This is a genomic window from Algivirga pacifica, from assembly GCF_039543525.1.
GTDB lineage: Bacteria > Bacteroidota > Bacteroidia > Cytophagales > Flammeovirgaceae > Algivirga > Algivirga pacifica.
On sequence record NZ_BAABJX010000035.1, the window covers coordinates 1 to 12,225 of the forward strand.

Annotated in this window: 7 protein-coding genes and 1 tRNA gene; 7 read left to right on the forward strand and 1 reads right to left on the reverse strand. The window is 39.5% G+C overall.

The genetic code is table 11. The features are described 5' to 3' along the window. Nucleotides 1-98: 98 nt before the first annotated feature. Nucleotides 99-172 (forward strand) — tRNA-Asp (locus ABD985_RS11845). Nucleotides 173-843: 671 nt separating this feature from the next. Next, nucleotides 844-1,428 carry a tetratricopeptide repeat protein gene (locus ABD985_RS11850; protein ID WP_345371986.1) on the forward strand — a complete coding sequence of 195 codons (585 nt, stop codon included), beginning with the start codon at nucleotides 844-846 and terminating at the stop codon, nucleotides 1,426-1,428. A 70-nt stretch (nucleotides 1,429-1,498) separates the two neighbouring features. On the opposite strand, the gene ABD985_RS11855 is transcribed toward ABD985_RS11850, so the two are convergent. Beyond that, a complete protein-coding gene (locus tag ABD985_RS11855; protein ID WP_345371988.1) occupies nucleotides 1,499-2,491 on the reverse strand; it encodes a sensor histidine kinase in 993 nt (330 codons plus the stop codon). A gap of 541 nt (nucleotides 2,492-3,032) precedes the next feature. Here ABD985_RS11855 and ABD985_RS11860 point away from each other — a divergent pair. The 5 genes from ABD985_RS11860 (at nucleotide 3,033) to ABD985_RS11880 (ending at nucleotide 12,004) form a co-directional block, all read left to right on the forward strand. Continuing rightward, the gene (locus tag ABD985_RS11860; RefSeq protein WP_345371990.1) at nucleotides 3,033-4,103 is read left to right on the forward strand and encodes a hypothetical protein; all 1,071 of its coding nucleotides are present in this window, start codon (nucleotides 3,033-3,035) and stop codon (nucleotides 4,101-4,103) included. A 31-nt stretch (nucleotides 4,104-4,134) separates the two neighbouring features. Then, entirely contained in the window at nucleotides 4,135-7,002 is a 2,868-nt protein-coding gene (locus ABD985_RS11865) for a T9SS type A sorting domain-containing protein (RefSeq protein ID WP_345371992.1), read from the forward strand. Nucleotides 7,003-7,087: 85 nt separating this feature from the next. Beyond that, nucleotides 7,088-7,879, forward strand: coding sequence for a polyprenol monophosphomannose synthase (locus ABD985_RS11870; protein WP_345371994.1), 792 nt, complete (start codon nucleotides 7,088-7,090; stop codon nucleotides 7,877-7,879). A 105-nt stretch (nucleotides 7,880-7,984) separates the two neighbouring features. Beyond that, nucleotides 7,985-11,371, forward strand: a complete 3,387-nt coding sequence (locus ABD985_RS11875; RefSeq protein ID WP_345371996.1) for a UvrD-helicase domain-containing protein — start codon at nucleotides 7,985-7,987, stop codon at nucleotides 11,369-11,371. Between the two features lie 78 nt (nucleotides 11,372-11,449). Beyond that, nucleotides 11,450-12,004, forward strand: coding sequence for a hypothetical protein (locus tag ABD985_RS11880; RefSeq protein ID WP_345371998.1), 555 nt, complete (start codon nucleotides 11,450-11,452; stop codon nucleotides 12,002-12,004). Nucleotides 12,005-12,225: the final 221 nt, after the last annotated feature.

The window sequence follows — 12,225 nt, forward strand, 5'->3', positions numbered from 1 at the left end:
TTGGTTAGAATACCTGCCTGTCACGCAGGGGGTCGCGGGTTCGAGTCCCGTCTGTTCCGCCAAGAGACCACCGATAGGTCTAAAAAGCAATCGGAAAAGGAGCAGTAGTTCAGTTGGTTAGAATACCTGCCTGTCACGCAGGGGGTCGCGGGTTCGAGTCCCGTCTGTTCCGCAAAAGAGTCTTTCTATATTTAGGAAGGCTCTTTTTTTTGTCTAGGGATTTTTAAGTTCGGTTATCGGTTATCGGTTATCGGTTATCGGTTATCGGTTTGCTGGAATACGGTTAATGAAATAATTAAACGATAAGCAATAAGCGATAAACAAGAATTCCTACTAAAATCCTATGACCGGGAACTTAAAACGTAATTTGTACAATTATTTATCTTAAATGTTTGGAAAATAAATTTTAGTTCACTTTATTTGAAATACCTAACCAATAAACACCACATTAACGCATAGATAAACACATAGACATTCAGAGCTAAGACATGAATAAAAGGCGAAGTTATTTGACTTCGCTTTTTTTTATGCATAAATATTTTACAGCTACTGATTTTTTTTATTAAATATTTTGAAAAAACAATAATATTCTGAAATTTCGTACTGTACAGTCTGAATAATGATTCTGTCTTGTATTCTACAGAAGAAAGATAGTACAATGAATTTTTTTAGCGTACATGATATGATAAGTGTAGTGGTGACTATTATAAGAGAGAGAGAATCCCATTAGGTTTAACTTGCTTTATTACCATTTGATGTGAAAGAGTATTTGTATGGGCTTGTTTTCAGCAAGCCTTTAATCATATAATTTTTGAATTTTCTACTCGGTCTAACAAGTTTAAAATGGTGAACGAATCTGCTTTACAGTTTTTTGAAAAGCAGCAGTACGGTAAAGCGACTGTATTGCTGGAGAAGCAAGTAAGAGAAAAGACCTATACGCTAGATACTTTTCAGCTTTTGGCAAAGTGCTACGCGCAAATGGGGCATTATATGAAAGCTATTGAAAAGGTGAAGCAAGGGCTTTCATTGATAGGAGAAACCCCTGTGTTGTGGGAAAGCCTGGAGTATTACAAGAAACCCCTCAAGTTAATGGAAGAAGCCTTAAAAGAGATCAGTAAGGGAGGCCACACTTCTTCAAACATTAACTTTTTAAAAAAGAATATTAAGCAATTGATTACTTATGGGCATTATGCTGAGGCGGTAACCTGGTTAAGTCAGGCTACAGAAGTGAGAAAGCATAAGACAACCACTATTTTGTGGATAGGGATGTACCTGAAAGATATTTTCTTGCTATTGGAGAAAGGGTATGACCGTTACTTTGATGAACTGCTCCTGGACGAGATGCTTTTCTATTATTTAAAATCAGGAAAGATGTACGAAAGGGGATTTAAGGAGATACAGGCATACCGGAAGGAAATGGAGGTATAAGGATAAACTCCAATGTTTCTAGTGTAGGAAATCATCGGAGTTTATCGGAGGGTATACGGCTGAAGTCTTGTTATGCTTGCATAGGAATACTAATGGAGAACTGACTTCCTTGTGGAAGTGATTCCAATGTTATTTGTCCGTTCAGCTTTTTGACAGCTTTCTGTACGATATACAACCCAAGCCCGTGTCCTTCGGAGGCTAAGTCGCCTTTGAAGTACATTTCAAAAATTCGCTCTCGCATTTCTGCAGGTATTCCTCTACCGTTATCCTGTATTTGTATACAGATATTTTCTTGCTCTTGATAAATTTTGACATTTATCTCAGGTTGCGTTCCTTGTCGGAATGTAAAAGCATTTTCAATCAACTCCCTTGTAATTGATTGAATAAGAGGGGTGTTTCCTTGAAAAGGATCGGTGATATTATCATGGATATCTAAGCGATAGCTCAGAGGAGTAGTACTTTGGTAGCCCTCTAGCTGTTGCTGTAGGTCTGCTTCAAAGCGCACCCAATCAATGGATTCCTGTTGACTGTTATCATTTTGGATATTATGCAGCAGGCTGATCTTTTCTAACATTTTATTCATACTGCTAGAAACCTCATTAATCTTTTCAAATAATTCTTCGGAAATAGGATCTTCACAAGTCATTTTAGCTACTTCACATAACCCTTGTAGAGAGGCAATAGGCCCTTTTAGATCATGGGAAGCTCTATAGAGAAAGGTATTCAACTCATTATTGCTGACATTTAATTGTTGTGCAATATCGAGGTGACTTTGTTTCAGTTGATTGGTTTGCCTGAGCATCGAGAACTCTTTCTCTGAGTATTGTAGACATAAGGTATTCAATTCCTGTTTTACCTGGCTTTTCTTTCGGTAGGCATATACCCCTAACAGAGAGGACAACCCAATGCCGAGCATGGAACTAATGAATAATAGATTGTGACTATGTGCTACATAGGCCGTATCTACAATAGACTCTTGTAGGGTATTAGATGTATACAGGAAATGTTTTGACTTGGAAAAGTTGATCAAAATAGGAGTAAAGAGAAGTAATAGTTTACCCATAATAATGATGGTTAAGAAAGAAAGTTATTGTGTTATTTGAATAGCTTATTGTACAATGATAGTAATATTATGTCCTTATAAAGAACTTATTAAAAGTTGTTAAGGGAAAAGCCATACTTATTGAACGTTAGGCTTTCGTCTTGTGCCCCTTAATCTGTAGAATACCGAAGTTATAGCCCTTTCAAATCTGATTAGTTCACGATGCCCACTTATCTATGATACAAGGGGTGTATTTGAACGTAACTATGAAACAATCAGAAGTAATATCATACGACATGTAGTGGAGTGAACAAAAAGTGTTTATCAAGAAGCTTCATCTTGATGACTATAAACTGGTATGATGTTGGCGATACCCCTACCTATTAGAATTTTTTTTGTATAAAATTAGAAGATATTACTTTATAAAAGGGTATTCTTACCTTTGGGATTAATCGTAGTATTTCATGTTTCTTTAGAGAAACCATCGTTTTTTACATGCAATAATTCTATTTTTTGGTTGTTGAATTATATAAAAGAATATTTCAAAATCGTCAATATATCTATGAGACATATCGTTACACTTCTTTTATGGAGCGTACTGGCTCTCCCTTCTGCCATGGCACAGGGTGTTTTTACAGTGAGTAATACCGTTAAGGTACCCGCTCAATATACTTCATTAGCCACTGCAGTGGCTGAGGTGCCTTCTGGGAGTACCCTTATGTTACAGCCTTCGGACAGACCTTATGAACAGGTTTTGATTAATAAGAACATTAAGATTGTAGGCGGAGGATTCAAGGAGAGAGAGGCATATAATGAGATAGCTTCTTCCGTAGATCGAATTATCGTGTTGCCAGGGGGGTATCAGGTAGAGCTTGTCAATCTGAAAACTGCTAAGTTGGAAATTAATGATTTCAATGCGTCAGGAAATCAGGATTTCGGAAAAGTGGAGATAGAATATTGTCAGGTCAATCTCTTGGACCTACAGGTATCAGATGTATCAACGTTTGTGTTGGACATGAATGTGATGAATAGTTTGGTGCCTCGATTTGATATGGTTTCTGCTTCTACCATTGGTGGAAGTAGTATACAGTTTTCCAATAATGTGATTGGTTATCTATCAGGAATTAAAGGAGGATGTACATTTGTCAATAACCTGTTTATTCCGGGTAATTTAAATGTGAGAGCCTTTGAAGGGGTAGAAGATGTTATGTTGCTGGATAATATATTTTATGGAACGACAGGTGCCAACAAGATAGGAATCCTGACTGCCTCTGGTTGTGTCCTGAAAAATAATATAGCCTTTCAGCTGGAAGATAAATTTACAGAAAGTAGCATAGATAATACACTGGAAGGAAACGTAGATGACACTAACCCTAGGTTTACGGCAGTGAGAAGCAGTAGTAGTTTTGTCAATATGTCTTTGGAATCGAACCTGTCATTGGAGGAGAATTCTCCTGCATTAGGTACAGGCTATCAGGGAGGCGATGTTGGAATAACAGGAGGAGCCTATCCGTTTGTGCCTTCCAGACGTTATGCTATGCCTTATATTAAATCCATTAAGATCGATAAGCCAGTAATTGATCAACAGCAGAAGGTTAGGGTGACGATAGAAGCAGAGTACCCTTCTAATTAATGAATCACATACCTGAACGATTATTGTGCATATGAGATATATTATCTTCCTGCTATTGATGGGAATGGGAAGCCTGGCTTTTTCACAGCAATTTGTCAAGGCAGAATACCATATTGACGAGGATAAAGGTCCCGGTAATGGACGGACAGATGGACTTGTGGTGGAGGTGAAAAATGATACTACTTTTACTTTTACCGTAGACTTCAATTCACTTGACCTGGCTTACGGGCGACATTTGATGATTGTGCGCGCGCTTTGGCGTTCGGAGCAAGGGGAAGAATGGTGGTCCATGAACCAAACCGCACCATTTTATGTGCACAAGAAGGCAACTCCTGTGATACGAAGTGGGGAAGTGGCTGAAATAGGACTAATGATCAATGGAGATACAAGTATCTTTTCAGGAGCAACAATAGATACTTTAGTGGATGGGAATTCCTTGCCTTTGGGTATGAATGCTTTTTCAGTCGTTGCTTGGGATCAGCAAGGGGATATGGGTATTCCTGAAGGTGGCCGTTTTATGATAAAGAAGCCTTTGCCAACGAGAAAGGAAGTAAAACCTTTGGCAGATGCTTATTTCTACTTTGGTGAAGTGCCTTTGTATGCCGAAAATCAAGACAGTGCGCAAGTGTACAAAGTGAAGGAGAATGGCATTTGGACTGATTCCGCTCAGGTTCCTTATTTGGAACAGGAAGAAGTGATTTCAGCAGGAACTCCTGCCCAGAAAGTAACTTTTGTAGGAGAGGTGGATAGTGCAGCGCTGGATTTTCCTTATGGAAGGCATTTTGTGTACGGGAAGGTTGCTACGGCAGAGGGAGAACAGTCCATTACGGCTTATCAACGTATTGATCGTTGCTTTGAAGAGGTACCGGTATTGGGATACACGATACAGGATACCTTGGGCGGGATTCTTCCAGAAGCAGCGACTTATAGTGGACTGGAAGTACAGTTGGATACTGCAGGGGTCGCTTATGCCCTAGATTATCGTTATGAAATAGATAGTAAAATTATACTCTCAGGACCATCAGGTACTTACTCTTTCCCAGAAGGGGGAGTATATCAACTGGATTTGATTGGTGGGACTTCTTGCCAGCAGGATACGGTAAGTCAAATGCTGACCATTGATGCACCTTACGTACAATTGGATACGGCGTTTAACTTGGTATTTAAGGAAACCGATAAGGATTTTAGGGTGATCTGGGAAGATTTGAATACTTATTTCGGACATGTCAGTGGACAAGCGATGACGTATTCTGTAAAGCAGAAAAGTAACATCTTACAAATTGATACATTGGCCTTGAAGGAGGGACAGTTTAAGGCAGCTGCGGGTCGTGTGGGGACGAGTGAACTTTATCTTAGGGCTACTGATGAAAATGGAGTAGTGGTCGAAAAAACCTTCTATACCAGAGTTTCTGATGTGAACGACCGCCCTTATATTCGAAAAGGATACCCTCCTTATCTCTCTTACCCTAGAGGAAAAAGAACGATTTATTTTTCTAATATAGAAAGTTACTTTGGGGATAGGGATGATAATCGACTGAAGTTTACAGCGTTTTCAGATACTTCTGCAGTGCAGTTAGAGATTACGGACAGCACTGCTTATAGGACTTACAGGGATACAATCAATGGGGAGCCAGTAGTGATTAGGAGACCGTATACTTTACATAACCTTTCCATTAATATAGCGGCAGACTTTTTAGGGGTTGCTTTTGCTACAGTAGAGGCATCCGATGCACCTAATCGTGGAAATAATGCCCTTTCTGTGCAACAGTTGATACAGTTAGAAACCTATATTGCTCCTATACCAATTGAACGTACAGCTGTAGATTTTCCTGTGGTCAATCTTTTTGATGGGGATCGTAAGGTAATTGTGGATAATCTCAATGCCTTTTTTAAGGATCCTAGTGGAGGTGAACTAGAGTATAAGGTACGAACAGTTGGAAATGGTAATGGTGTTGTCAAGGTATATACTGATGTATTGAATGCTAATCGCCTATGGGTGGATGTTCCATATGACTTTCAGGTAGGAGGAGAGCGTGTAGAAATTACAGCTCGTGACCCTGCAGATATTAGTAGGGTTGTAAAGGATACATTGTGGTTGAATATTGATAATATTGATGCGGCCCCTAGGGTAGAATGGACACAAGCCGATACCTTACGATGTCAAGGTGGAACGTATAGCCTTGACCTGAAGACCAAAGTGAACGATGATAATTCTTTTAGGGATGAAATAAGCATAGAGGCGGTGGTTACTTCTATTTCGGGATCGTATACATTAGATTCTTTAGGTTTTCAGTGGAAGGATAGTGTTTTGTCATTTAACAGCCTTCCGAATGATCGTATTAACATAGGCTTAGAAGTTACGTTGGAAGACCGTTTTGGACATCAGCGTACGGAAATACGGACATTGAGAGTGTTGGGCAACCAGATTATTCGCTTAAATAACGAAAACCTTTCATTAAAACATGAAAGCTCCAGTTACCAATGGTATAAAGATGGAGTAGCAATAGAAGGAGCCAATAGTAAGGTGTTAGAAAATCCTGAAGAAGGGGTATATACGGTAGAACATACTTCTTTGGTTTGTACATCCGTTACGGCTCCTTATACGATTCGGGTTACTTCTGTAGAGGATGGGTTCAAGGAAGAGACTAAGATGACTCTCTATCCCAATCCTGTAAAAGATGGACGCCTGAACTTATCACTTTCTGGAGATAGCCTAGGGGAAGTAGAAGTGCGGTTGATTCATTCTTCGGGACAGTTGATACATAACTACGCTATCCGAAAAGTTAGCTCGGAACAGGTTGTAACCTTAGCACTTAAAAACATAGGTAAAGGACTTTATTTTGTGCAGGTGATCCTGGCAGATGGACGTGTGTTAGTGGAAAAAGTATTGGTGAACTAAGAGAATTTAATTTTTTTAGTTAAATATTATTAAATTTAAATAGTATATTTTTTAGATATCATAAAGAAGGGAATATCTTACAGATGTGGAAAATATAGTAATCATACCAACATATAACGAGATCGAGAATATTTCAGATATTCTTGAGGCTGTCCTTAAGCTGCCAACAAGGTTTGATGTCATGATTGTAGATGACAACTCTCCTGATGGAACGGCAGACTGCGTTAGGGACATGATGAAAAAATATCCTGATAGGATTCATTTAGAGTGTCGATCAGAAAAGTCAGGTTTGGGTACAGCCTATATTCATGGTTTTAAGCGGGCATTGGAACTGGGGTATCATTACATTTATGAAATGGATGCTGACTTCTCTCACAATCCAGATGACTTGCTTAAACTTCACCATGCTTGTGCTATAGAAGGACATGATATGAGTATCGGTTCTCGCTATATTACAGGGGTGAATGTGGTGAACTGGCCTATGGGTAGGGTATTACTTTCTTATGGTGCCAGTAAGTATGTGAGCACCATCACAGGAATGAAAATCAAAGACCCTACAGCTGGATTTAAATGCTATAGCCGTAAGGTTTTGGAATGCATAGATTTGGATGCTGTTCGATTTGTAGGCTATGCCTTCCAAATTGAGATGAAGTTCCTTACTTGGAAATATGGTTTTAGAATCAAGGAGGTGCCCATTATCTTTACAGACCGAACGAGAGGAGAGTCCAAGATGTCTTCCGGGATTATTAAGGAAGCCTTGTTCGGTGTTGTGGAAATGACAATCCGTAGCTGGTTTAAAACCTATCAGCGTATACAGCGAACAACCTCTAAATTGCAGAAGGATCTAGAGGAAGCAGCAGAAAAAAAAGCCTCTTGAAGAGAAGAAGAGGACCAAGATAAATGAACCAGTTCTTAGTATTAAGGACTGGTTTTTTTATTGTACTTTTGATAGACTAAATCAATAAAATCAGAGAATAGTATCATGATGCAGGAAAGGATGTTTCGTATCTATCGTTCTTCGGCCGGTTCGGGGAAGACGTTTACATTGACCAAGGAATTCTTGAAGTTGGCCTTGACAACCGTAGACGAGGATGGACGATTTGATAGTGGTTATTATAAGCACATATTGGCCGTGACTTTTACCAGGGATGCAACCAATGAAATGAAGCAAAGGATCCTGCAAAAGCTCTCTACTTTTGCTACGTTGAATTTAGAGGCTGGTGATACAGATGATTTGCTGGAGGTGATCTTGTCGGAAGCATTAGATAAGTTTAAGACAGCCGAAGAGGGACGAAGATTAATCTGTCAAAGAGCTCAGTTGGTTCATGAGAAACTGTTACATAATTATGCAGATTTCTCTGTCAGTACCATTGATTCATTTAATCAAAAGGTGATTCAGGCTTTCAAGAAAGATCTGGACTTACCCTTCAACTTTGAGTTGGAGTTGGATAGTAAAGAGTTGTTGGAGGAAGCGGTTTATCTTTTGCAGGAACAGGTGGGAGAGGAACGTGATGCGGCATTAAGTGAGTTATTGGTAGAGTTCGCCTTGAATAAGGCGGATGATGAGCGACACTGGTATATTGATAAGGACCTGTTTGACTTTGGCAAGAACCTTTTCAATGAGGATGTCTATCAGGTGATTAAAACCATGCGTTCCCTGGATCTGGAAGGGTTCAAGAAAATCAAGAAGCAACTATTTGATTTTGTAGCGTCTTTTGAGGAGAATATTAAAGAGTTAGGAAATAAGGCGATCGAGCTGCTACAGCAGTATCAAATTGAGAAGGAGCATCTTTCTCGTGGATCGCTGTATAATTACTTTTTGCATCATGCTACGATGGAAGAAGGATTCCATAAACTATCCCCTAATCAAACCGTCCGAAATACTTTTGAGCAAGATAAATGGCTTTCCGCTAAAGGAAAAAAAGCAGGTGTAGAAGGTGCCCTGGAGCAAATCAAGCCAGAACTGACAGCCATCTACTATGCATTTGAAAAGAAGCGGGAAGATGAGGAGTTTATGAGTCAGTATGTGGTCGCTCAACAGGTAAGAAAGCGTATCTTTTTGTTGGCGACGATTAATGAGCTAGATAAACTTCTGTTTCAACTCAAAACGGAAAAGGGAGTGGTACATATCTCAGAGGTGAACAACAGTATTCATGACTTGATTAACGGAGAACCCGTTCCCTATATCTATGAACGTATAGGAGAGCGTTACCGCCATATCTTGATCGATGAGTTTCAGGATACGTCCAAAATGCAATGGCATAACCTGGTACCTTTATTATCCAATGCATTAGCCAATCATTGTATGTGTTTGGTCGTGGGAGACGCTAAACAGGCTATTTATCGTTGGAGAGGTGGGCGTGCCGAGATGTTGGTGCAATTACCGGCTTTACCAACAGCTAGAGGAACGGCTTTGGAGCAGGAAGAACTGGTGTTTCGTCAGCATGAGGATGTTCAAAACTTGGCGACAAACTATCGAAGCCATGAAAATGTCATTCAGTTTAATAATGCCTTCTTTGATGTACTGATCCAACAATTAAGTAAAGAGACTACACATCTAGGCAACTATTATAAGGAAGTAGAACAAAAGTATAATTCCAAAAAAGGAGGGGAGGCTTATGTTACACAAATAGATCCTCAGGAGAAAGATGCCACTTTGCGCAAAACCGTCTATCAGGAGGCTACGCTGGAGATGATATTGATGCAGGTGGAGGAACTGCAGCAAAAGGGCTATAAGTTGTCTGATATAGCGATTTTGGTAAGGCAGAACAAGCAAGGTGTTGCGATTGCCGAATACCTGATGGAACGCAAGTATGAGGTGATTTCTTCAGAATCCTTATTGTTGATGAATGCAGAGGTAGTCGGCTTTTTGATTGACTTTTTGCGATTGTTTACGACTTATGCAGATGCCTCCTTGAAGATGAGTATTCTTCGTTTCCTGAAGAAGCATCAGGCGGTAATGAATCAGGAAGAGAGCTCTTCTTTTATGCAAGGTGCTGCGTATGTGAAGTCTGCAGAAGCAGTTTTACAATCCGATTACCTAAAAGACTTCTTCCTTTACCTTAATCAGGTATTTGGGTATCATTTGCAATTGGGACGTTTGCAGTTTATGTCCTTGTATGAGATGATCGAAGAACTGACGATACAGTTGAAGCTAAATACCTTAAAGGAGCAGCAAATTTATCTACATAAGTTTATGGAGACGATATTGTTGTTTACACAAAAGGAAGGGAATAGTGTACAGGATTTCTTACAGTATTGGGAACGGAAAAAAGCAGACTTATCTATAGCCTTATCAGATACAGGGGATGCGATCAGGATTATGACTATTCATAAATCCAAGGGATTGGAGTTCCCTGCGGTGATCATGCCTTTTGTAGATTGGAGTGTGCAGCCCAGGCCGGGAGATGTATTATGGCAGCCTTGGGAGCATAATCCTATCGCTCCGGATTTGTCTGCAGTAACCTTGGGGGTGTCGAGTGACCTGGAGCAGACAAGTTTTATAGATTCCTATAAGGAAGAAATGGAGGCAGTACTGACAGATGCCTTGAACGTATTATATGTTGGACTCACTAGGGCAGGGCGTTATTTACATGTGATTACACAAGAGAAGAAGCTCCCAAAAACAGGGAAGTTTACGACTGTGAGTCAGTTTTTACAATATTTCATAGAGCGATCAGGAAAAGAGCAGGATTTACAGGAGCTAGCATTGAGTAGGGAATATGAGGGGGTAACTGCAGGGATTCATCGTTATACTTTTTTTGAGGATGAAGAACCAATTATCCAGAAAAAAATAGCAATGACTAATACCTTTGAGATACAAGAGTATGTGCATATTGATAATAAAGAGGAAATAGCTTTACGTTCTATAGAGGTAGAGGAGGGAGAAAGAGCGATTTCTATATTTGATGTTTTTTCTGCCAAGAATCAAGGAATTATGATTCATAAGGCTTTTGAACGTATTATCTATGAAGAAGATATTGAGGATGTGGTCAGAAACCTTAAGTATGAAGGAGTGATCAGTGAACAAGATGAAGCAGATTTTATTGAGCGGATGAACACAGTGGTGAGCTTGCCTGAAATACAGCAGTATTACAATAGGAAGTCCGGTTACGAGATCCTTAATGAAACAGAGCTATTACTAAAAAGTGAGGAAGAACTTTTGAGTGTGAAAACCCTTCGTCCAGACCGATTGATGCTGAAGGGAAAGGAAGCGATTGTCATTGACTATAAAACAGGACATCCAGAAGAGAAATACAAGGAGCAAGTAAAGAAGTATTCCAGACAACTAAAAAAAATGGGGTATGCTAATGTATTGATGTTCTTAGTATATACGGAGTTGCCTAAGGCTGTACAGGTGTTTGAGTAAGTGTCCATAGGATTTTGGTATATGTCTTGTAGTAGAAAGCATAATTAAATTATTCTAAGAACTTTAACCGATAAAGTTATGATGAGAAGAGAGCACTTTCTACTAGGGATATTACTATTGATTTTTACGACACCGGTTATAGCGCAGAAAGGAAAGGTATTTCCTAAGCTGGAGATGATCACGGTTGACCGTCAAATGATGACACTTCCCTTAAAGAAGTCTGTAAAGCCTTCATTGATTGTTATGGCGTGCTCTCCCAAAGCCGAAAAGGTAATGTCTACTTGGGCACAACCATTTTATGATAATTTTTTATCCGCCTCTCCTAAGGGACAACTTTTTGAAATGAAGGTTTACGAGGTAGAGGTGTTTTTTGCCGGAATGTTGGGAGGAGTCAAGAACTCCTTGGAAGGACAAGTCTTAAAACGTATGAAAACCAATGTAGACCCGAAGCTTCATTCCCATGCAGGTATTTATAAAGGAGATGTTCGTTCACTAAGAAAAAAGCTATCAATAGAGAAAAGCTCTCCTAAACTATTTGTCTTGAATACAAATGGGAAAATTGTGCATATGGTGTCAGGGGAGTATACCCCGCAAAAAATGAGAAGTATAGAGGCAGCATTGGATCGTCTATAGGCCTTTTTGAGTTAAAGAGGGAGACTAAATCATTTGATCTACTAGCCTGTAGTTACGAAAGATTTTAAGTGTAAGCTTTTATGAAAAAAAGAGGGTGATCGCCCTCTTTTTTTTGGTTTTCAGAGAAATCATACACTGTAATTGAAGGGTAATGTAATAGAGAGGTCACTGAAAGTACAACTTTACGATTCTTCAATAATTAAAAATAGCCTTATGAGGGC

Coding starts and splice junctions, on each gene's coding strand:
- ABD985_RS11850 (WP_345371986.1), top strand. CDS start 844: ATGGTGAACGAATCTGCTTTACAGTTTTTTGAAAAGCAGCAGTACGGT.
- ABD985_RS11855 (WP_345371988.1), bottom strand. CDS start 2,491: ATGGGTAAACTATTACTTCTCTTTACTCCTATTTTGATCAACTTTTCC.
- ABD985_RS11860 (WP_345371990.1), top strand. CDS start 3,033: ATGAGACATATCGTTACACTTCTTTTATGGAGCGTACTGGCTCTCCCT.
- ABD985_RS11865 (WP_345371992.1), top strand. CDS start 4,135: ATGAGATATATTATCTTCCTGCTATTGATGGGAATGGGAAGCCTGGCT.
- ABD985_RS11875 (WP_345371996.1), top strand. CDS start 7,985: ATGATGCAGGAAAGGATGTTTCGTATCTATCGTTCTTCGGCCGGTTCG.
- ABD985_RS11880 (WP_345371998.1), top strand. CDS start 11,450: ATGATGAGAAGAGAGCACTTTCTACTAGGGATATTACTATTGATTTTT.